General features: G+C 71.5%; 18 protein-coding genes and 1 pseudogene. All 19 read left to right on the plus strand.

Translation table 11 applies throughout. The features are described from left to right. The first annotated feature begins 163 nt into the window (after positions 1–163). The 19 genes and pseudogenes from lepB to hisB all read left to right on the plus strand — a co-directional run bounded on the left by lepB (position 164) and on the right by hisB (position 20364). Positions 164–910 (plus strand): signal peptidase I, encoded by a 747-nt coding sequence (gene lepB / locus VGT06_00570; protein ID HEV8661627.1) that lies wholly within the window; start codon positions 164–166, stop codon positions 908–910. Next, positions 907–2076 carry a radical SAM family heme chaperone HemW gene (gene hemW, locus VGT06_00575; GenBank protein HEV8661628.1) on the plus strand — a complete coding sequence of 390 codons (1170 nt, stop codon included), beginning with the start codon at positions 907–909 and terminating at the stop codon, positions 2074–2076. Before lepB ends, hemW begins: the two co-directional genes overlap by 4 nt. An 81-nt stretch (positions 2077–2157) precedes the next feature. After that, on the plus strand, positions 2158–3207 hold the full coding sequence (gene hrcA / locus VGT06_00580) for a heat-inducible transcriptional repressor HrcA (protein ID HEV8661629.1): 1050 nt from the start codon (positions 2158–2160) through the stop codon (positions 3205–3207). A gap of 221 nt (positions 3208–3428) precedes the next feature. After that, positions 3429–3896: pseudogene (gene grpE / locus VGT06_00585) on the plus strand (nucleotide exchange factor GrpE). Continuing rightward, positions 3893–5002 (plus strand): molecular chaperone DnaJ, encoded by a 1110-nt coding sequence (gene dnaJ / locus VGT06_00590; protein HEV8661630.1) that lies wholly within the window; start codon positions 3893–3895, stop codon positions 5000–5002. The pseudogene grpE and the gene dnaJ overlap by 4 nt, the downstream one beginning before the upstream one ends. 12 nt (positions 5003–5014) lie before the next feature. After that, complete coding sequence (locus VGT06_00595) at positions 5015–5896, plus strand: 50S ribosomal protein L11 methyltransferase (GenBank protein HEV8661631.1); 882 nt, start codon at positions 5015–5017, stop codon at positions 5894–5896. A 108-nt stretch (positions 5897–6004) separates the two neighbouring features. After that, a complete protein-coding gene (locus tag VGT06_00600; protein HEV8661632.1) occupies positions 6005–7141 on the plus strand; it encodes a hybrid sensor histidine kinase/response regulator in 1137 nt (378 codons plus the stop codon). Next, entirely contained in the window at positions 7138–8031 is an 894-nt protein-coding gene (locus tag VGT06_00605; protein ID HEV8661633.1) for a 5'-3' exonuclease H3TH domain-containing protein, read from the plus strand. The genes VGT06_00600 and VGT06_00605 overlap by 4 nt, the downstream gene beginning before the upstream one ends. Beyond that, entirely contained in the window at positions 8028–10316 is a 2289-nt protein-coding gene (locus VGT06_00610; protein ID HEV8661634.1) for a DNA polymerase domain-containing protein, read from the plus strand. Before VGT06_00605 ends, VGT06_00610 begins: the two co-directional genes overlap by 4 nt. Before the next feature lie 3 nt (positions 10317–10319). Continuing rightward, entirely contained in the window at positions 10320–10943 is a 624-nt protein-coding gene (gene coaE / locus VGT06_00615; protein ID HEV8661635.1) for a dephospho-CoA kinase, read from the plus strand. A 401-nt stretch (positions 10944–11344) separates the two neighbouring features. Further along, positions 11345–12592, plus strand: coding sequence for a transcription termination factor Rho (gene rho / locus VGT06_00620; GenBank protein ID HEV8661636.1), 1248 nt, complete (start codon positions 11345–11347; stop codon positions 12590–12592). A gap of 130 nt (positions 12593–12722) precedes the next feature. After that, complete coding sequence (gene rpmE / locus VGT06_00625) at positions 12723–12944, plus strand: 50S ribosomal protein L31 (protein ID HEV8661637.1); 222 nt, start codon at positions 12723–12725, stop codon at positions 12942–12944. Between the two features lie 40 nt (positions 12945–12984). Next, positions 12985–14061, plus strand: a complete 1077-nt coding sequence (prfA, locus tag VGT06_00630; protein ID HEV8661638.1) for a peptide chain release factor 1 — start codon at positions 12985–12987, stop codon at positions 14059–14061. Then, positions 14062–14985: a peptide chain release factor N(5)-glutamine methyltransferase gene (gene prmC / locus VGT06_00635; GenBank protein ID HEV8661639.1), complete on the plus strand. Its 924-nt coding sequence runs from the start codon at positions 14062–14064 to the stop codon at positions 14983–14985. 22 nt (positions 14986–15007) lie between these two features. Further along, positions 15008–16264, plus strand: coding sequence for a UDP-N-acetylglucosamine 1-carboxyvinyltransferase (murA, locus tag VGT06_00640; GenBank protein ID HEV8661640.1), 1257 nt, complete (start codon positions 15008–15010; stop codon positions 16262–16264). A 233-nt stretch (positions 16265–16497) separates the two neighbouring features. After that, positions 16498–17151, plus strand: coding sequence for an ATP phosphoribosyltransferase (hisG, locus tag VGT06_00645; protein HEV8661641.1), 654 nt, complete (start codon positions 16498–16500; stop codon positions 17149–17151). Beyond that, positions 17148–18467: a histidinol dehydrogenase gene (hisD, locus tag VGT06_00650; protein ID HEV8661642.1), complete on the plus strand. Its 1320-nt coding sequence runs from the start codon at positions 17148–17150 to the stop codon at positions 18465–18467. Before hisG ends, hisD begins: the two co-directional genes overlap by 4 nt. Next, entirely contained in the window at positions 18464–19534 is a 1071-nt protein-coding gene (gene hisC / locus VGT06_00655) for a histidinol-phosphate transaminase (protein HEV8661643.1), read from the plus strand. The genes hisD and hisC overlap by 4 nt, the downstream gene beginning before the upstream one ends. Before the next feature lie 242 nt (positions 19535–19776). Beyond that, positions 19777–20364, plus strand: coding sequence for an imidazoleglycerol-phosphate dehydratase HisB (gene hisB, locus VGT06_00660; protein HEV8661644.1), 588 nt, complete (start codon positions 19777–19779; stop codon positions 20362–20364).

The raw sequence follows: 20364 nt of genomic DNA on the forward strand, positions 1-20364 counted from the left end.
GTCGTTCTCGGTCGTCGGCGGTCCTCAACGTACAAACAGCGTACGCCTCCGGCCGCCTCCTCCCTCGGGCCTCGTGATGCTCGTCATTTGGCCCGGCACCCGAGGTGTTGCGTGAACGATATTTGTTGTTCGTTGGAATCACATTAGGCCAGGACGGGGGCGCATGGACGAGCGGGAGCAGGCAGCGGAGGAGCAGACCAGGGTGGCGGGGATCAGCGTTCCCCGCAAGAAGTCGGCGACGCGGGAGTGGGTCGAGGCCATCCTGGTGGCGGTGGTCCTGGCTATCTTCATCCGGACCTTCGTGGTCCAGGCGTTTAAAATTCCTTCGGGGTCCATGCTGGAGACCCTGCAGATCGGGGATCACCTGCTGGTCAACAAGATGACCCGCGGGACCATTGTGGAAATCCCCCTGACCCGGATCACCCTCTTCCACGTCCCGCGCCTCCGGGAGCCGCAGCGGGGGGAGATCCTGGTCTTCCAGTTCCCGCGCGACCCCAGCCGGGACTTCATCAAGCGGGTCATCGGGCTGCCGGGAGAGATCCTGGCCGTCCGGGACAAGCGGGTCTACATCGACGGGAAGCTGCTCGAGGAGCCCTACGTCATCTACCGGGGCGGCGCGCCCGCCGCCACTCCGGCGCCGCCGACCCTCCGGATGGCCGCGAACCCGGTTGAGGCTTGCGGTACCGGCGAGGGGCGCTACATGCGGGAGCGGGACGAATACGGGCCCTGCCTCGTCCCGGAGGGCCACCTCTTCATGATGGGGGACAACCGGGACCAGAGCGAGGACAGCCGGGCCTGGGGCCCCCTCCCGGTGGAGCTCATCCGGGGGAAGGCCTTTCTGATCTACTGGTCCTGGGACCGGGAGCGGTTCCTGCCGCGCTGGAGCCGGATCGGGAAGCTGGTGCGATGAGACCGCTGGCCCTCTACCTGCACATCCCCTACTGCCTCTCCCGCTGCCACTACTGCGACTTCAATACCTACGTCCTCGACGGCCCCCAGTCCCGGGAGTACGTGCGGGCCCTCGCCGCCGAGATCCGCCACCAGGGGCGGGCGCTCGAGGAGCCGCGGCGGGTCGAGACCGTTTTCTTCGGGGGCGGCACCCCGTCCCTCCTGCCCGCGGGGGAGCTCAGCGGCCTGCTCGAGGCCTGCCGGGCCGCGTTCTCGGTCGCCCCGGGGGCGGAGATCACGCTCGAGGCGAACCCCGAAACGGTGACGGCGGAGGCGTTCACGCTCCTCCGCCGGGCCGGGTTCAACCGGGTCAGCCTCGGCGTCCAGGCGCTCCATGCGGGGCTCCTCCACGTCCTGGGCCGGACCCATACCGCCGGGCGGGCCACCGAGGCCTTCGCCGCCGTCCGGGCCGCGGGCTTCCGCAACGTGAATCTGGACGTGATGTTCGGCCTGCCGGGCCAGTCGCTCCGGGACTGGCGTGAGACCCTGGAGGGGATCGTGCACCTTGCCCCGGAGCACCTCTCCACCTACGGGCTGACCATCGAGGAGGGGACCCTCTTCGGTCGGCTGCACCGGCAGGGCGCGCTCCGGCTCCCGCCGGAGGGGGCGCACCTGGCCATGTACCGGGAGGCACTCCGGTCCCTGCCGGCGGCCGGCTACCGCCGCTATGAACTCTCCAACTTCGCCCGCCCGGGCTTCGAGTGCCGGCACAACCTCACCTACTGGCGCCAGGGGGAGTACGTGGGGCTCGGAGCCGGAGCCCACGGTTACCTCGGCGGCGTCCGCTATAGCAACGAGCGTCTCCCGGCGGCCTACATCGCTGCCGTGACGCGGCAGGGCAGCGCCGTTGCCACGCGGGAACACCCCTCGCCGCTCGAGCAGGCGGAGGAGGCGCTCATGCTGGGCCTCCGGCTGGCGGAGGGCTTCGACCTCGCCGCCTTTGCGGCGCGGTTCGGCCTCCCCGACCCCCCCGTTGACCCGGCGGCCCTGAGCCGGCTTGAGGGGATGGGACTCATCGAGACAGGGGGAGGCTTGCTCCGGCTGACCGAGGCGGGTCTCGCCGTCTCGGATACTGTTGTTGGGGACTTAGCCGTTTCCCTCACCAGTCCGGCGGGGATTTGCGCTTGACAATCAGGGCCGATTTCTCTACATTTTTTGCCGGATTAGCACTCTCTTCTTGAGAGTGCTAAACATGTGAGAGCCAAGCCGATGGTACAAGAGCAGGGGCCCCTCACGGAGCGGCAGAAGGCGATCCTGCGGGCCGTCATCCATGATTACATCCACTCTGCGGAGCCGGTCGGCTCCCGCAGTGTCTCCCGGCGCTACGCGTTCCAGCTCGGCCCGGCCAGCATCCGGAACATCATGGCCGACCTCGAGGAGCTCGGGTACCTTGCCCAGCCCCACACCTCAGCCGGGCGCATCCCCACCGACCAGGGATACCGCTTCTACGTGGACACCCTGATGGATCCGGCCCGCCTCACCCCCGAGGAGGAGGGGCTCATCGCGGCCCGCTTCACCCCGGCCCTGGGTCAGGTGGAGGGGCTCATGCGGGAGACCAGCCAGGTCCTGGGGACCCTCTCCCGCTGCGCGGGGATCGCCATCGCCCCGCGCTTCGATCAGCTCCAGGTCAAGCGCCTGGAGTTCGTGAACCTCGCGGCCGACCGGGTCCTCCTCATCCTGGCGGCGACCTCGGGGGTGGTCCACCACAAGGTGGTCGCGGTGGATGAGCCGCTCTCCCAGGATGAGCTGAACCGGATCGCCCGATACCTGAACGAGCTCCTCCACGGCCTGACGCTGCGGGAGGTCCGGCAGGTGCTGGTGGCCAAGATGGCCGAGGAGAAAGCCCTCTACGACCAGCTCCTCCGCCGGGCGCTCCAGTTGGGGCGGAAGACGGTGGAGGGAGAGCCGCTGGCCGACATCTACATTGGCGGGACCACCCACATCATGGAGCAGCCGGAGTTCGCCGATGCCGAGAAGATGCGGGCCATCTTCGCCGCCTTCGAGGAGAAGTCCCGCCTCGTGCGGGTCCTGGACCGCTGTCTGACCGATGCGGGCCTCACCGTGATCATCGGGCGGGAGCTCGGGGAGGTGGGGCTGCAGGAGTTCAGCGTGGTGGCCTCTCCCTACTTTCAGCGGGGGGCCCCGGTCGGCGCCCTGGCGGTCGTGGGCCCGACCCGGATGCCGTACGAGAAGGTCGTCTCGCTGGTGGACTACACCGCCCGCCTGGTGAGCCGCCTGCTGACGGACGAAGCCTCCTGATGGGTGGGGGCCCCGCGAGGTACCGCCGGGGCCCCTTTCATTTCCCCCCTCACCTTAATCCTCTCCCCCGAGGGGGGAGAGGGGAGGGAGAGGGGGCAATTGATCGAGTGGGTACGCAGGAGGTAGTGGGGATGCCACAGCCGTAACACCCTGAAGTCGAGGCGAGCGGGCCCGAGGCCTCGGCCCGCCCGGCGCCGGATGCGCCCGCGGAACCGGCTGCCTCGGAGGTCGCCCGCCTCAACGACCGCCTCCTCCGCCTGGCGGCGGAGTTCGACAATTACAAGAAGCGGGTGGCTCGCGACCGAGCCGAGCTGATCCGGGTCGCGAACGAGGAGCTCCTCTTGGAGCTGCTCCCGGTCCTGGACAACCTGGAGCGGGCGCTCGCCGCCGCGCGGAAAACCGACAGCACCGAGGCGCTGGCCGAGGGCGTGGACCTGGTCCTCCGCCTCTTCCAGGGGGTCCTGGAGCGGGCCGGGGTCAAGCCCATTGACAGCGTCGGCCAGCCCTTCGATCCGACCGTCCACCAGGCCGTGGCGGCCGTGGAGTCCCCCGGGGTCCCGGACCAGACGGTCGTGGAGGAGGTCCAGCGGGGCTACTGGCTTCACGCGAAGGTCCTCCGCCCCGCCATGGTGAAGGTGGCCAAGGCCGCCGCCCCGGCCGGCAGCGGGCCCGAGGAACGGAACCGGTGAGCAAGCGGGACTTCTACGACATCCTCGGCATCGACCGGGACGCCACCCCCGAGCAGGTCAAGAAAGCCTACCGGAAGCTGGCCCACCAGTACCACCCCGACAAGAACCAGGGCAACAAGGAGGCCGAGGAACGCTTCAAGGAGGTCTCGGAGGCGTACGAGACGTTGAGCCAGCCCGACAAGCGGGCGGCCTACGACCGCTTCGGCCACGCCGGCGTCGGCCGGGCCGCCGAGGGGTTCTCGGACTTCGCCGACGTCGGCTTCGGCGGCCTCTTCGATGACCTCTTCGAGGGGTTCTTCGGGACGACCGGCCGCCGCCGGGGCGCCGGGCAGCGCGGCGCCGATCTCCGGTACAACCTTACCATCAGCCTGGAGGAGGCGGCGCGGGGCCTCGAAAAACAGGTGCGCATCCCCCGCATGGAGGCGTGCGGCACCTGCGGCGGGAGCGGGGCGAAGCCCGGGAGCCGACCGAGGACCTGCGGAGTCTGCAGGGGGACGGGCCAGGTCCGCTTCTCGCGCGGCTTCCTGAGCGTCAGCCAGCCGTGCCAGCAGTGCCGCGGGGAGGGGACCGTCCTGGAGGACCCGTGCCGGAGCTGCCACGGGCAGGGACGGGTGAAAGTGGAGCGGGGCCTTTCGGTGAAGATCCCCCCCGGCGTGGAGACCGGGACCCGACTGCGGGTCAGCGGCGAGGGAGAAGCCGGGGTTCGGGGGGGAGGCCGCGGGGACCTCTACGTGGTCATCCAGGTGGCGGAGCATCCCATCTTCGTCCGGGACGGGGATGACCTCCTCTGCGAGGTCCCCGTCTCCTTCACCCAGGCTGCCCTCGGCGGCGAGCTCCGGATCCCCACCCTCACCGGCTCTACCAAGCTCAGGGTCCCCCCGGGGACGCAGTCCGGGGCCGAGTTCCGGCTTCGGGGGCAAGGGATGCCGAGCCTGCGTGGGTACGGCGTGGGGGACCTCCGGGTCCGCATCCTGGTGGAGGTTCCTACCCGGCTCACCGCCCGCCAGCGGGAGCTCCTCGAGGAGTTCGCGACGCTGGAGAACGGCGACGGCACGCCCATGAGCAAGCGGTTCCTGGAGAAGGTCCGCGAGCTCCTGGGGAAGTGAGCCCCGCCCCCCGTGCCCTCCCTCCCCCGCGCTTCCTGGCTCGAGGTCACGGTCACCCTGCCGGAGCCCTGGGCCGAGCCGGCCGGGAGCGCTCTCCTGGAGTGGGGAGCCCCCGGGCTCATCGAAGAAGCCGTCGGCGAAACGGTCCGCCTCACGGCTCACCTGCCGGCTCCCCCGAGAGCGTTCGGGAGGACACTCCGGGCGTATCTGGCGGCCCTGGGCGAAGCGAGCGGCTCCCCGGGGTCCTTCGCGGTGCGCCTGGCCCGGCGGCGGGATCCCGGCTGGGCGACGCAGTGGCGGGGATTCCACCGGCCCCTCCGGTTCGGCCGGCTGGTGGTGGCTCCCTCCTGGTGCGAGGTCACGCTTCCGCCCGGGGAGGTGCTGGTCCGGGTGGACCCCGGGATGGCCTTCGGGACGGGGCAGCACCCGACGACGGCCTCCTGCCTCGAGGCGCTGGCCGCGTGGGTCGGGCCGGGCCTCCCGGTTCTCGACCTGGGGACCGGGTCCGGGCTCCTCGCCCTTGCGGCCGCGGGGCTGGGGGGCAGGCCGGTCTTCGCCCTGGACACCGACCCGGACGCCTGCGCCATCGCTGCCGCCAATTGCCGGCGAAACGGTCTCGCCGCTCCGGTCCGGATCTGCTGCGGCTCGCTCGAGGCGCTCATGCCGCGCGCGGCCTTTGCCGTCATTGTGGCCAACCTGACGGCCGCGGCGCACATGGCCCTCTTGCCGGCCCTGGCCGGGCACCTCGCCCCCGGCGGCCGGGCGGCCCTCGCGGGGATCCTCGAGGAGCAGGCGCCTGACGTCCGGCGTGCCGTCCGGGGGGCGGGCCTCGTGGTCGGGAGGGGACACCGGGCCGGCGGGTGGGTGACCCTGCACGTGACCCGGCCCTCCTGAGGCGCGCTGAGGCGCGGGGATGTCGGGGGCGCCCGGCGCGGCCTTGATTTTTGCGGACCCGTGTGTGACCATGGGCGCGCGGCCTCCCTCGCACTCGCGGAACGCCACATGGCTCTCGCGCGCCTGCTCATCGTGGATGACGAGGAGAACCTGCGGACCTCCCTCTGCCAGGCCTTCCGGATGGAGGGCTACGAGGTGACGGGGGCGGCCGACGCCCAGGAAGCCCTCGGCCTCATCCAGGAAGCCAACTTCGACGTCCTCCTCAGCGACCTCATGATGCCCGGGCTCGACGGCCTCTCCCTCCTGGAGAAGGCCCAGGTCCTGATGCCGGACGCCGTCGTCCTCCTCATGACGGGCCAGGGCACGGTGGAGTCGGCCATCCGTGCGCTGAAGGGGGGCGCCTACGACTACATCCTGAAGCCCTTCAAGCTGGAGGAGATCTTCCACGCGGTCGGCCGGGGGCTGGAGCAGCAGCGCCTTCGCCGCGAGAACCTCGCGCTGACCGAGATCAACCGCCGGCTGACCGAGATCGACCAGATCAAGTCGGACCTCCTCTCGGCGATCAGCCACGAGTTCCGAACCCCCCTCACCATCATCTACGGGTGGATGGACCTGCTCCTCTCGGGGCAGTTCGGGGTGCTCTCCGAGGGGGTCCAGGAGAGCGTGGAGGCGATCGGCCACTCGGCCCGCCGCCTGGGCCGCCTCATCGCCAACCTCCTGGCCTACGTGGAGTTCGAGCGGGAGGAGGCTGCCCTCCAGACGGAGGAGCTGGACCTCGGCGAGATCCTCCGCGCGGTGGCGGACCAGCTCTCGAGCGAGTACGCCGAGAAGCGGGTCCGGGTCGAGTTCCTGGGGGAGCTGCCGGGGGCGTCGCTCCGGGCGGACCCCGAGAAGCTCTCGCTCCTCTTCAGCAACCTGGTGGAGAACGCCATCAAGTTCAACCGGGCGGGGGAGCGGGTCCTGCTGGAGGCGACGTCGGCGAACGGGGTCGCCACGGTGGCCATCACCAACACCCACGGCCGGATCCCCCAGGAGCGGCTGGCGCGCCTCTTCGAGCCCTTCACCCAGGGGGACATGACCCTCACCCGCGCGGCGGGGGGGCTCGGGTTGGGCCTGTCGGTGGCCCGGGCGATCGTGCAGGCCCACGGCGGCAGCATCGCCGTGCGCCAGGCCGAGCCCCAGGGGACCACCGTGAGCGTCGCCCTCCCCCTCGGCGCTCCCCCGGCGGCGGGGGAGCCGGTGTGAGCGGACGGCCCCGCCTCTTCCTCGTGGACGGCTCCTCCTACGTCTATCGCGCCTTCCACGCCCTCCCCCCCCTCACCGGCCCCGGCGGGCATCCCACCAACGCGACCTACGGGTTCACCGCCATGCTCCTGAAGCTCCTGCGGGAGCAGGCGCCGGAGTACGCGGGGGTCGTCTTCGACACCGAGGGGCCGACCGAGCGCCACCGGGCCTTCGAGGCCTACAAGGCTCAGCGCCCCCCCATGCCCGAGGCCCTGGCGGCCCAGCTCCCGGACATCCACCGGGTGGTGGCGGGGTTCCGCCTCCCCCTGCTGGCGGAGCCGGGGCAGGAGGCGGATGACCTGCTGGGGACGCTGGCCGTCCGGGCGGAAAAGACCGGCTTCGACGTCGTCCTGGTCACGGGGGACAAGGACATGTGCCAGGTGGTCGGTCCCGCCGTCCGCCTCTACGACAGCATGCGCGACCGCTGGATCACCGAGGCGGAGGTCCGGGAGCGGTTCGGGGTCGCTCCGCCCGCCGTCCCGGATGTCCTGGGCTTGATGGGGGACAGCGTGGACAACATCCCGGGGGTCCCCGGGGTGGGGGAGAAGACGGCGAAGCAGCTCATCGCCGAGTTCGGCTCCCTCGAGAACCTCCTCGGCAGGCTGGAGGAGGTGAAGCGGCCGCGCCTGCGGGAGGCCCTGGCGGCCCACGCCGAGCAGGCCCGCCTGAGCCGGGCCCTCGCCACGATCCGGACGGACCTGCCGGTCCCGTTCCACCCCGAGGCCTTCCGCCGCCTGCCGCCCGACCTGCCGGCCCTGGGCGAGCTGTTCCGGGCCCTGGGGTTCACCCGCCTGCTCGACGCCATCTCCCAGGGCGAGCTCCCGGGCCTGCCGGCCGGGGCGGCGCCGTGAGGCTCGGGACCCTCAACCTCTACGAGAACGCCCTCCTCTTCGGCCACGACGCCTCCCCGCACCTGGTGGCCTTCGAGCGGAGCGGGGAGGCGGAGATCTGCTGCTATGCCCGGGAAGGGGGGCGCCTCGTCAGCCGCCGCGTCCCGCTTCGGCCGTTCCTCCTCCTCGGGAGCACCGACCTGCTCAAGGGCTACGGCGGCGGCGTGGAGGTGGAGGCCCTGACGGGGGAGGCTCCCCTCCGTTACCTGGCCCGCGTCCCCGGGTGGGGGGACCTGCAGAAGCTCCGGGCCCACGTGCAGAAGCTCTCGGGGAAGACGCCCGCCGCCCCCGACGCCCCCTACCGCGTGTTCAACGATCCCGTCCACCAGTACCTGCTCCTCTCGGGGCAGACCCACTTCCTCCGCTTGGCGTTCGAGGACCTCACCCGGCTGCAGCTCGACATCGAGACCTACTGCGCGCCCGGGTTCGACTTCCCCAACGCCGAGCGGGAGACGGACCGGATCACCGTCATCGCGCTCAGGGACAGCACCGGCTGGGAGCGCGTCCTGTCGGGTCGGGACCTGGACGAGCCGACCATGCTCCAAGAGGTCACCCGGGAGATCCAGGCGCGCGATCCGGATATCCTCGAGGGGCACAACCTGTTCCGCTTCGACCTCCCCTACCTGGAGGCCCGCGCGAAGCGCCACCGCCTGCCGCTCCGGTGGGGGCGGGACGGGAGCGCGCTCGCCGGGCACCCGTCCCGGCTGCAGGTGGCGGAGCGGACCATCACCTATACCAAGTACGAGGTCTTCGGCCGGCACATCGTGGACACCTGGATGCTGGCCAACTTCTACGACGTGGCGGCGCGGGAGCTGGAGGGGTACGGGCTGAAGGAGGTGGCGCGGCACTTCGGCCTGACCGCGCCCGACCGGGTCACCATCCCGGCCCACCGGGCCTCCTGGTACTTTGACCACGAGCCGGAGACGCTCTGCCGGTACGCCCTGGACGATGTCCGGGAGACGGCCGGGCTCGCCGCGCTGCTGAGCCGGTCCTACTTCGTCCAGGCCCAGATCTTCCCCTTCAGTTATCAGAACGTCATCCTGCGGGGGACGGCCACCAAGATCGACGCACTCCTGATCCGGGAGTACCTGCGGCAGCGCCGGGCCATCCCGCTCCCCGGCCCCGCGGAGCCCTTCGCGGGGGGGTACACGGCCGTCAAGTACGTGGGGGTGGCGCGCTCGGTCCTGCACTGCGACGTGGCCTCCCTCTACCCGTCCCTGATGCTGAAGGACGGCCTCTTCCCCCGGAGCGACACGCTGGGGGTCTTCCCCGCCCTCCTGAAGGATCTGCGAGCCTTCCGCCTCCAGGCGAAGGCGGCAGCCCGGGCCGCGCCCACGGAGCGGGAGCGGCAGGGGACCGAGGCCCTCCAGGCCACCTTCAAGGTGTTGATCAATTCCTTCTACGGCTACCTCGGTTTCTCGATGGCCCACTTCAACGACTTCGAGCAGGCCCGGCGCGTGGCGGCGGCGGGGCGGGAGCTGATCCGACACGTCGTCGCGTGGCTCGAGGAGCGGGGCTGCCAGGTGATCGAGGTGGACACGGACGGCCTCTACTTCATGCCTCCTCCCACCGTCCAGGGGGCCGACGCGGAGGCGGCGCTGGTGGAGGAGCTCACGCGGACCCTCCCCGCGGGGATCACCCTGGAGTTCGACGGCCGCTACCCGGCCATGTTTTCCTACAAGATGAAGAACTACGCCCTCCTGGACGAGGCGGGGCGCCTCATCATCCGGGGCTCCGGCCTCCGCTCCCGGGGTCTCGAATTATTCCAGCGGCGGTGGATGGAGGAGATGTTCCGGCTGGCCCTGCGGGGGGAGCGGGAGCAGGTCCCCGCCCTCCTGGAGCGCTACCGCGCCGCCTTCCGCAACCACGAGTTCGACGTCGAGATGTTCATGAAGACCGAGACCTTGCAGGAGTCCCTGGAGAGCTACCGGGAGAAGGTCCGCCAGAAGAAGCGCAACCCGGCTGCCGCCTACGAGCTGGCCCTCAAGGCCGATCGCCCCTACCAGCCGGGGGATCAGATCTCGTATTACGTGACCGGGCGTGGCCGGAAGGTGAAGGTGCACGAGCACGGGAAGCTGGCAGCGGAGTGGGATCCCGCCCACCCGGACGAGAACGTGGAGTACTACATCGGGAAGCTGGAGGAGCTGCACGCGAAGTTTCTCCCGTTCCTCGAGGGGGGCGGGCCGGTGGCGCCGGAGGAGAGGGGACCGGAGGAGAGGGGAGATGAGGGCGAGGAGGAGGTCTGAGGCATGCTGGTGGTGGGCCTCACCGGGGGCATTGCCAGCGGGAAGAGCACCGTCGCCCGGATGCTCGCGGAGCGGGGGGCGACGATCCTGGATGCGGACGCGCTGGTCCGCGAATTGCACGCTCCCGGAACCGAGGTCCACCGCGCCATCCTGGACGCCTTCGGCCCGGAGATCCTCGCTCCCGACGGGACGCTGGACCGCCAGAAGCTCGCCGCCCGCATCTTCGCCGATCCGGAGGCCCGTCGCACCCTCGAGGCCATCGTCCACCCGGCGCTCGTGGCCGAGATCAGACGCCGCGTGGACGCGCTCCGGCGGGAGGGGCGGACCCGCCTCTGCGTCCTCGAGGCGGCCCTCCTCGTGGAGGGGGGACGGCGCGGGATCGTGGACCGGCTGGTGGTGGTCACGGCCCCCGAGGAGGAACAAGTGGCTCGCCTCCGGGCGAAGGTGGGGCTCAGCGAGGAGGAGGCCAGGCGGCGGCTCCGGGCCCAGCTCCCCTCGGCGGTCAAGGCCGGCCAGGCGGACCATGTCCTCGTGAACGACGGCGACCTGGCGAGGCTGGCTGGCCGGGTGGCGGAACTGGCCGAGGTGCTCCTCCGGGAGGCCACGGCGGGGCAAAAAACCCCTTGACATGCTGGGTGGGGCTTCCTATACTGCGACCGGAGTTGATCCGCCCAAGCCTGTCACCTCCGCGGGCATTCCGGAAGGACACCATCCCAGTATCCCCTGCGAGTTCTGCCACGACGGTCGAACTACAAGCCCTGGTGGTGGCCTAGCCTGAAACGCGTGCGATGCCGAGCAACCCCGCAACCGCGAGCTGTGGACGGCGGCTCCCTCCCCATAGAGTTTGACCCGTACCCCTGCCCCGCCCCGGCTGCCGGTTGTGGCGCCGGGACACGCGGGCGCACCCCGACCCGGATGGGGCCCCCCAGCACAGAGGACACCCGCGCATGACCCCAGATCGTGAAGAAGCCGTCAAGGACGCCCCGCGCCCCGAGGCCCCGCGCCCCGACGCCCCGCGCCCTGACCTGATGAACATCGCCGACCTGAAGGACAAGACCATCTCGGAGCTCAACGCCCTCGCGCGCCAGTTCGGGGTGATCGGGGCCAGCGGCCTCCGGAAGCAGGAGCTGATCTTCAAGATCCTGGAGGCCCAGACCGAGAAGAACGGCCTCATCTTCGCCGAGGGGGTCCTGGAGATCCTCCCGGACGGCTTCGGCTTCCTCCGGTCCCCCGACTACAACTACCTCCCCGGCCCGGATGATATCTACGTCTCCCCCTCCCAGATCCGGCGGTTCGACCTCCGGACGGGCGACACGGTCTCCGGGCAGGTCCGCCCGCCGAAGGAGGGGGAGCGCTACTTCGCCCTCCTGAAGGTCGAGGCGGTCAACTTCGAGAGCCCGGAGTTGATCAAGGAGAAGATCCTCTTCGACAACCTGACCCCGCTCTTCCCCAACCAGCGCTTCAAGCTGGAAACCACGCCCGAGGAGATCAACATGCGGGTGATGGACCTGGTCACTCCCCTCGGGAAGGGGCAGCGGGGGCTCATCGTGGCGCAACCCCGGACCGGGAAGACCATCCTCCTCCAGAAGATCGCCGGCTCCATCACCAAGAACCATCCGGAGTGCATTCTGATTGTTCTGCTCATCGACGAGCGGCCCGAGGAGGTCACGGAGATGCAGCGGACCGTCAAGGGGGAGGTGGTCTCCTCCACCTTCGACGAGCCGGCGACGCGCCACGTCCAGGTGGCGGAGATGGTGCTGGAGAAGGCGAAGCGCCTCGTCGAGCACAAGCGGGACGTGGTCATCCTCCTCGACTCCATCACCCGCCTGGCCCGGGCCTACAACACCATCGTCCCCCCCTCGGGGAAGGTCCTGTCGGGCGGCGTGGACAGCAACGCGCTCCAGCGGCCGAAGCGCTTCTTCGGCGCCGCGCGGAATATCGAGGAGGGGGGGTCCCTCACCATCATGGCCACCGCCCTCATCGACACCGGCAGCCGGATGGACGACGTCATCTTCGAGGAGTTCAAGGGGACGGGAAACATGGAGCTCCACCTGGACCGGCGTCTGGTGGACAAGCGGGTCTTCCCGGCCATCGACATCTTCCGGTCCGGCACCCGGAAAGAGGAACTCCTGCTGACCCAGGAGGAGTTGAACCGGATGTGGGTCCTGCGGAAGGTCCTCTCCACCATGGGGGTGGTCGAGGCGATGGAGCTGTTGCTGGAGAAGCTCCGGGAGGCGAAGACCAACCTGGACTTCCTGCACGCCATGAACGCCTGACGCGCATCCTGCTGGACGCGCAGGGCAGCCCACCCGCGGCTGCCTTTTTTGTTGTGGGGGTCCGGAGGCTTCCCTATACTAGGCATTTGCGACGGCCGGGGCGCGTCCCGGCCCCGGAAAGGAGCGAGCGATGAAGGCGGAGATCCACCCCCAGTACGGCCCCTGCACCATCGTCTGTGCCTGCGGGGAGGTGTTTCACAGCCGCTCCACGGTGCCCCAGATCCGGGTGGACATCTGCTCCAAGTGCCACCCCTTCTTCACCGGGAGGCAGAAGCTGATCGACACCGAGGGCCGGGTGGAGCGGTTCCAGCGGAAGTACCGGGGGAAGAAGGCGGCTCCCGCGGCGGAGTGACCCCCGGGGGGCCCGCGCCCCGGCCTCCGGAGGGTGTCCCATGACCAGGTGGCTGGCCAAGCTCGAGGAGATCGAAGCCCGCTACGAGGCCCTCACGGCCCGGCTGGGGGAGACGGCGGCGCTGCAGGACCCGTCCGCCTACCAGAAGGTGGCCAAGGCGCACGCGGACCTCAGGCCCCTGGTGGACCGGTACCGCGCGTACCGGAAGCTCATGCGGGAGGCGGCCGACGCCCGGGGGATCCTGAAGGAGACGATCGACCCGGAGATGCGGGCGCTGGCCGAGGGGGAGCTGCAGGAGCTGGAGCAGCGGGCGGCGGTACTGGAGGAGGAGCTGCAGCGCCTGCTCCTCCCGAAGGATCCCAACGACGAGAGGAACACCATCCTGGAGATCCGGGCCGGGGCCGGGGGGGAGGAGGCGTCCCTCTTCGCCGCCGATCTCTGCCGCATGTACGTCCGCTATGCGGAGCGCCACCGGTGGAAGGTGGAGGTGCTCTCCTCCCACGAGACCGGGACCGGCGGGTTCCGGGAAGTGATCCTGGGGATCGAGGGGAAGGGGGCCTACAGCCGCCTGAAGTTCGAGGGGGGCGTGCACCGGGTCCAGCGGGTGCCGGAGACCGAGGCGGCGGGGCGGATCCACACCTCCACCGTGACCGTGGCGGTCCTGCCGGAGGCGGAGGAGGTGGAGGTCCAGATCGACCCGAAGGATCTCCGGATCGACGTGTACCGGTCCACGGGGCCGGGCGGGCAGAGCGTCAACACCACCGACTCGGCCGTCCGCGTCACCCACCTTCCGACGGGTCTGGTCGTCACGTGCCAGGACGAGAAGTCGCAGCACAAGAACAAGGCCAAGGCCCTGAAGGTTCTCCGGGCCCGCCTCCTGGAGCAGGCGCAGGCGGAGCAGCGGGCCAGGATCGACCAGGATCGCGGCACGCAGGTGGGGACCGGGGAGCGGGCGGAGAAGATCCGGACCTACAACTTCCCCCAGAACCGGATCACGGACCATCGGATCGGGTTGACCCTGCACAGCCTCCCGGCCATCCTGGATGGGGAGATCGAGCCTCTCATCGAGGCCCTGGCGTCCCACTTCCAGGCCGAGCGGCTGAAGGCGGTTTCCTAAATGCCAGGCGAGCGCGGCGGCGAGCAGGGAGGCGGCAGGGGAGTGGTCCGCAACGTGCCCAGCCTCCTCCGGGAAGCGGCCGAACGGCTCCGGCCCTGTGCGGTGCAGACGCCCCGCCTGGACGCCGAGTGCCTGCTCACCGCCGCCCTCGGCTGCGACCGCGCCGCCCTCTACGGGTGGCGTGGGGAGGTGCCGGCCCCGGCGGTCTCGCGCTTCGCCGCTCTCCTCGAGCGGCGCGCCGCCCGGGAGCCGGTCGCGTACCTGACCGGAGTCCGGGAGTTCTGGTCCCTGCCGCTCAGGGTGACCCCTGCCGTCCTCATCCCCCGCCCCGAGACCGAGACGCTGGTCGAGGCGGTCCTGGGCCGCCTGGCGGACCGCCGCGGCGATTCCCTCACCGTGGCCGACCTCGGGACGGGATGCGGGGCCATCGCCATCGCGCTGGCAACCGAGCTCCAGGAGGCGCGCCTCTTCGCCGTGGACGTCAGCGCGGAGGCGCTTGCGGTCGCGGCGGAGAACGCCCGCCGCTTCCGCGTCGGTCGGCGCGTGACCTTCCTGCAAGGGGACTGGACCGCCCCCCTCTTTGCCGCGCAGTTGGCCGGCGCCCTCGACGTCCTGGTCGCGAACCCGCCCTACGTCCCCACCGCCGACCTCGCGACGCTGGACCCGGAAGTATCCCGCTTCGAGCCCCCCCTCGCCCTGGATGGCGGTCCCGATGGGCTCACGTTCCACCGGGAGCTGGCGGTGCATGCGCCCCGGCTCCTTCGCCCCGGCGGCTGGTTGGCCGTGGAGGTGGGGGCGGGCCAGGGGGACGCGGTCCGGAGCCTCCTGGCATCCGTGCCGGACCTCGCCGTCCATCCGGTCGTGCGGGATCTGGCCCACCGGGACCGGGTCTGTCTCGCCCGGCGCCGCGAGGCGGCCGGGTAAGCACGCCCCCTCTGGAGGCCCCATGGACCAGCTCCTCATCCGCGGTGGCGTCCCCCTGCAGGGGAGCGTCCGGGTAAGCGGAGCCAAGAACGCCGCGCTCCCCTGCATCACCGCCGGCCTCCTGGCGGAGGGGGACCTCCGCCTGGCCAACGTCCCCCGGCTCAAGGACATCGAGACCATCTGCCGGCTCCTCCGCCACATGGGGGTCGCGGTGGAGGAGGACGGGGCGGGAGGCCTCGCGGTCTCGGGGCGGGCCGTGAGGAGCTTCGAGGCCCCCTACGACCTCGTCCGCACGATGCGCGCCTCCGTCCTCGTCCTGGGCCCCCTCGTCGCCCGGTTCGGGCGGGCCCGGGTCTCGCTGCCCGGGGGGTGCGCGATCGGCCCCCGCCCCATCAACCTCCACCTCGCCGGGCTCCAGCAGATGGGGGCGGAGATCGACCTGAGCGAAGGGTATGTCGAGGCGAAGGCCCGCCGCCTCCGGGGGACCCGGATCGTCTTTGACGTGAAGACGGTCACCGGGACCGAGAACCTCCTGATGGCCGCGACCCTCGCGGAGGGGACCACGGTCCTGGAGAATGCGGCCTGCGAGCCGGAGGTCCAGGACCTGGCTGCCCTGCTTACCGCCATGGGGGCGCGCATCCGGGGAGCCGGGACCGACACGATCACGGTGGAGGGGGTCCAAGCCCTGGGGGCGGCCAGCCACCGGATCATCGCGGACCGGATCGAGGCCGGGACCTTTGCCGTGGCCGCGGCGATCACCCGGGGCGACGTGACCCTCACCGATTGCGCGCCGGAGCACATGGAGGCCGTGCTCGGGAGGCTGCGGGAGGCGGGGGCGCAGTGCACGCCGGGACCCGGGCGGCTCCGGGTGCAGATGGGGGGCCGGCCGGCCGCGGTGAATGTCCAGACGGCTCCCTACCCCGGGTTCGCCACCGACATGCAGGCCCAGCTCATGGCCCTGATGAGCGTGGCCGAGGGCCGTTCGGTCATCACCGAGACGGTCTTCGAGAACCGCTTCATGCACGTGAACGAGCTCCTCCGCATGGGGGCGGACGTGAAGATCGCGGGGCGGGCCGCCGTCGTCCAGGGCGTGCCCCGGCTCCGGGGGGCGCCGGTGATGGCCACGGACTTGCGGGCGAGCGCCTCGCTCGTGCTCGCCGGGCTGGTGGCGGAGGGGACCACGGTCGTCCACCGCATCTACCACCTGGACCGCGGCTACGAGGCGATCGAGCAGAAGCTCTCCACCCTCGGCGCCGACGTCCGGCGGGGGCGCGCCTAGTGCAGGGCCAGCGAATTACGCCTTCCATTCCAGCGGAGCCGCGGGTGGCGACGGGCGCTGCCCCCGAGCGGCCGGGCGGAGTGGGACCCCCTCAGCCTCCTCCTGCAATGCGCGGCATTGCGGGAGGGGCTGAGCGGGTGACGGAGCCCGGACGCGCAGGGGGCCGCCCGGCGACAGGACCCGCGGCAGGGCGGTCTGTCAGGACCGGGTCGGATTCCTTGGAGCGCCAGTAGATGGAGCAGCCCATCGCGATCGCCCTCCCCAAGGGCCGGCTGTTCGCCGAGGCCGTGGCGCTCTTCGAGGCAATCGGGGTGAAGGGGCTCGATCCCTTCCGGGACTCCCGGCGCCTCATCGTGGAAGACTCGAGCGGCCAGTACCGCTTCCTGGCCCTGCGGGACGCCGATGTCCCCACCTATGTGGAGCATGGGGCGGCCGACGCCGGGGTGGTGGGGAAGGACCAGCTTCTGGAGCACGGCCGGGACCTATACGAGCCGCTGGATCTGCGCTTCGGCGCCTGTCGCCTGGTCGTGGCCCAGCCGGCGGATCTGCAGGGGGACGGGCGGCCGGAGGCGTGGTCCTCCCTGCGCGTCGCCACGAAGTACCCGAACGTCACCGAGCGGCACTTTAGCCAGCGCGGGATCCAGGTGCAGATCATTAAACTCTACGGCTCCATCGAGCTGGCCCCCCTGGTGGGCCTGGCGGAGCGGATCGTGGACCTGGTGGCGAGCGGCCAGACGCTCCGCGAGAACGGCCTGGTGGAGGTGGAGCAGATCGCCGAGTCCTCCGCCCGCCTCGTCGTGAACCGGGCGGCCCTCAAGACCCGGTACCAGCGGATTCGCGCGCTGATCGGGCTCCTGCGCGGGCAGGTCGAGCAGGGGGGACGGTGAGGGGAGCGCGGCCCGCCCCGTCCCCGGTCCGCCTCCTGGACCTGACCCGGCGGGAGGCGGCGGGCTTCCTGCGCGAGTGGCAGCGGCGGCGGATGCAGAGCACGGCGGCCGCCGAGCGCGCCGTCCGGCCGATCCTGCGGGCCGTGCGGGAGGAGGGGGACCGGGCCCTCCTCGCCTACGCCCGCCGGCTGGATAGGGCGCGCCTCACGGCGGCGACGGTCCGGGTGACGCCGCGGGAGTTTGCCGCCGCGCGCCGGGCCGTGCCCCGGGCGGCGGCGGCCGCCCTGCGGTTCGCCGCGCGGCGGATCGAGGCCTTCCACCGGCGGGGCCTCCGGGCGTCCTGGTTCTTCCGCGAGCCGGGCTGCACCGTCGGGGTCCTCACCCGGCCGATCGGCTCCGTCGGCCTCTACGTCCCCGGGGGAAAGGCGGCCTACCCGTCCTCGGTCCTCATGATGGCCATCCCGGCCGCCGTGGCGGGGGTCACCCGGGTGGCCATGGCGACCCCCGTCGGCCCGGACGGGAGGGTTCCCCCGGCCGTCCTGTTGGCCGCGGCGCTGGCGGGCGTAACCGAGGTCTACAAGGTCGGCGGGGCGCAGGCGATCGCAGCCCTGGCCTACGGGACCGCCTCGGTCCCGAAGGTGGAGAAGATCGTCGGGCCCGGGAACATCTACGTCGCCGCCGCCAAGGCGCTCGTGGCCGGCGAGGTCGGGATCGACATGGTGGCCGGCCCGACGGAGATCGTGGTGGTGGCGGACGGGACGGCAAGGCCGGCCTACGTGGCGGCGGACCTCCTGTCCCAGGCGGAGCACGACGAGAGCGCCTCGGCCCTGCTCCTCACGCCGAGCCGCCCGCTCGCGGAGGCGGTGGCAGGGGCCCTGGCGGCCCGGCTCGGGTCGCTCCCCCGCCGGGCCGTGGCCGCGGCCTCGCTGAAGCGGTGGGGTGCCCTCTGCGTGACGGCCGATCTGGCCCAGGCCCTCGAGGTGGCCAACGCTCTCGCTCCGGAGCACCTGGAGCTGTGCGTGGCGGAACCCTGGACGCGCCTGGAGGCCGTCCGGAACGCCGGGGCCATCTTCCTGGGGCACTACGCTCCGGAGACGCTCGGGGACTACGTGGCGGGCCCGAGCCACGTCCTGCCCACGGGGGGGCGCGCCCGGTTCGCCTCGCCCCTGTCCGTGGAGGACTTTCAGAAGCGGAGCAGCGTCATTGCCGTGACGGCAGCGGGGCTCCGGCGCCTCGGGCGGCCGGCCATGGCCCTGGCCGCCCTGGAGGGGCTCCAGGGGCACGGCGAGGCGGTGCGGGTCCGGCTTCAGGCATGAGCATGCGTCCACTCCAGGAGATCATCCGGCCCGAGGTGGCCCGCCTGACGGCCTACCAGGTGGAGGACCGCCCGCACCGGGTGAAGCTCGACGCCAACGAGAACCCCTATCCCCTCCCGGGGCCGGTCCAGGCGGCGGTCCAGGAAGCGCTCGGCCGCGTCCCGGCGAACCGCTATCCGGACCCGGCGGCGCGGGCGCTCAAGCGCCAGCTCGCCGGGGTCGCGGGGGTCCCGCCGGAGCAGATTCTCCTGGGGAACGGCTCCGACGAGCTCATCCAGATGATCCTGATGGCGGTGGCCCGGCCGGGGGCTGCGGTGCTGGCCCCGGCTCCCACCTTCTCCATGTACGGCCTGACGGCGCAGGCCCTGGGCCTGCGGTTCGTGGAGGTGCCGCTGGCCGAAGGGTTTGTCCTGGAGCCCGCCCTCTTTCTCCGGAGGCTCCAGGAGGCCCAGCCGGCCGCCACCTTCATCGCCTACCCGAACACCCCCACCGGCAACTGCTACGACGCCGACGCGATCCGGGCGGTGCTCACCGCGGCCGCGGGGCTGGTCGTCCTGGACGAGGCCTACGTGGACTTCTCGGGGAAGACCTTCCTGCCGGACCTCCCCGCCCATCCGCACCTCCTCATCCTCCGGACCCTCTCCAAGGTCGGGCTGGCCGGCCTGCGGGTGGGGTACCTGGTCGGCCACGAGGCCGTCCTGGCCGAGCTGGAGAAGGTGCGCCTCCCGTATAATCTCAATGCGCTCTCCCAGGCGGCGGCGACCGTGGTCCTGAAGCACCGGGACCTCCTCCGGCAGCAGGTGCGGGAGATCGTGGCAGAACGGGAGCGGCTCGCCGGGGCCCTGCGGGCCCTGCCCGGCCTCACCGTCTTCCCCTCGGAGGCGAACTTCCTCCTGGTCCGGACGGCCCGGCCCGCGCGGGAGGTATTCCGGAGGCTCCTCGACCGGGGGATCCTGGTGCGGGACTTTGCCGACGTGCGGTACCTGCGGGACTGCCTGCGGATCACGGTCGGGACGCCGGAGGAGAACGACGTCGTCGTGCGGGCCCTCCGGGAGGTGCTGGCCTAGTGGCGCTCCAGGTTATCCGGCTCGACCCTGCCGCCCCGTTCTGCCGCGGGTCCTGTCGCCGGGCGGCCCCCTGCGCGTCCGGGCGTCGTCACCCGCTCCGCCCCTTCCGCAATGCGGTGCATTGCGAAAGGAGGCGGAGGGGGTCCCACTCCGCCCGGCCGCTCGGGGGCAGCGCCCGGCGCCACCCGCGGCTCGGGAGCAATCGTCCGGGCAATTGGGCGGCCTGACACCAGGAGGGGCGGATGGTGCGGCGGGGGCTAGTGCACCGGAAGACGAGCGAGACCGACGTCCGGGTGGAGCTCGTGGTGGATGGCCAGGGCCGCTCCCAGGTGGAGACGGGCCTGCCCTTCTTCAACCACATGCTGGCCCAACTGGCGCGCCACGGCCTCTTCGACCTCACCATCCGGGCGAAGGGGGACCTGGAGGTGGACGCGCACCACACCATGGAAGACGTCGGGCTCGCCCTGGGGGAGGCCTTCACGCAGGCGCTCGGGGAGAAGGTGGGGATCCGGCGCTTCGGGTGCGCCACGGTGCCCATGGACGATGCGCTCGGGTGGGTCGCCGTGGATCTGAGCGGCCGGCCCTACCTGGTCTACCGGGCTGACCAGCTCACGGGGAAAGTCGGGGAGTTCGACGCCCAGCTTCTGAAGGAGTTCTTCCGCGCGCTGGCGACGGCCATGAAGGCGAACGTGCACATCGGGGTCTCCTACGGGGAGAACACGCACCACATGGCCGAGGCGGTCTTCAAGGCCGCCGCGCGGGCGTTGGGAGAGGCGACGGCGCGGGATCCCCGGGTTCCGGATGTCCCCTCCACCAAGGGGAGCCTCTGA

Origin of the sequence: Candidatus Methylomirabilis sp. (genome assembly GCA_036000645.1) — a bacterium.
Classification (GTDB): domain Bacteria; phylum Methylomirabilota; class Methylomirabilia; order Methylomirabilales; family JACPAU01; genus JACPAU01.

What these genes read in the sequence shown, in the direction of transcription:
- lepB (HEV8661627.1), top strand. Translation starts at nt 164, where the DNA reads ATGGACGAGCGGGAGCAGGCAGCGGAGGAGCAGACCAGGGTGGCGGGG.
- hemW (HEV8661628.1), top strand. Translation starts at nt 907, where the DNA reads ATGAGACCGCTGGCCCTCTACCTGCACATCCCCTACTGCCTCTCCCGC.
- hrcA (HEV8661629.1), top strand. Translation starts at nt 2,158, where the DNA reads ATGGTACAAGAGCAGGGGCCCCTCACGGAGCGGCAGAAGGCGATCCTG.
- VGT06_00600 (HEV8661632.1), top strand. Translation starts at nt 6,005, where the DNA reads ATGGCTCTCGCGCGCCTGCTCATCGTGGATGACGAGGAGAACCTGCGG.
- coaE (HEV8661635.1), top strand. Translation starts at nt 10,320, where the DNA reads ATGCTGGTGGTGGGCCTCACCGGGGGCATTGCCAGCGGGAAGAGCACC.
- rho (HEV8661636.1), top strand. Translation starts at nt 11,345, where the DNA reads ATGAACATCGCCGACCTGAAGGACAAGACCATCTCGGAGCTCAACGCC.
- rpmE (HEV8661637.1), top strand. Translation starts at nt 12,723, where the DNA reads ATGAAGGCGGAGATCCACCCCCAGTACGGCCCCTGCACCATCGTCTGT.
- prfA (HEV8661638.1), top strand. Translation starts at nt 12,985, where the DNA reads ATGACCAGGTGGCTGGCCAAGCTCGAGGAGATCGAAGCCCGCTACGAG.
- prmC (HEV8661639.1), top strand. Translation starts at nt 14,062, where the DNA reads ATGCCAGGCGAGCGCGGCGGCGAGCAGGGAGGCGGCAGGGGAGTGGTC.
- murA (HEV8661640.1), top strand. Translation starts at nt 15,008, where the DNA reads ATGGACCAGCTCCTCATCCGCGGTGGCGTCCCCCTGCAGGGGAGCGTC.
- hisG (HEV8661641.1), top strand. Translation starts at nt 16,498, where the DNA reads ATGGAGCAGCCCATCGCGATCGCCCTCCCCAAGGGCCGGCTGTTCGCC.
- hisC (HEV8661643.1), top strand. Translation starts at nt 18,464, where the DNA reads ATGAGCATGCGTCCACTCCAGGAGATCATCCGGCCCGAGGTGGCCCGC.
- hisB (HEV8661644.1), top strand. Translation starts at nt 19,777, where the DNA reads ATGGTGCGGCGGGGGCTAGTGCACCGGAAGACGAGCGAGACCGACGTC.